The sequence below is a fragment of the Streptococcus sp. HMSC072D07 genome, from assembly GCF_001814835.1.
In the GTDB taxonomy this organism is placed as follows: domain Bacteria; phylum Bacillota; class Bacilli; order Lactobacillales; family Streptococcaceae; genus Streptococcus.
Map to the genome: position 1 here is coordinate 1 of NZ_KV818044.1, position 227 is coordinate 227.

The following is a 227-nucleotide window of genomic DNA, read 5'->3' on the forward strand; positions in this document are numbered from 1 at the left end:
CTTGCTTGCCATCTTGGTCAAAGTAAAGTGTTTGTTTGCCAATCTTTTGAAGGCCTGTCACTGCTTTTCCAGTTTGGTCAAAGTAATACCATTCGTTCTTGGCACCTTCTGCAAACTTGCCGACTGCCATTTCTCCTGAGTTGGCATCAAAATAACGGATACTCTTATCTGAAAGTGTCACGATTTTACCCTTGACTTGCTTGCCATCTTGGTCAAAGTAAAGTGTT

Annotated in this window: 1 protein-coding gene; it reads right to left on the reverse strand. The window is 41.9% G+C overall.

Features of this window, described 5'->3' with window-relative positions; all coding sequences use genetic code 11:
• A partial coding sequence (locus HMPREF2991_RS03290) for a hypothetical protein (RefSeq protein ID WP_142350313.1) occupies nucleotides 1–227 on the reverse strand: 227 nt, incomplete at both ends.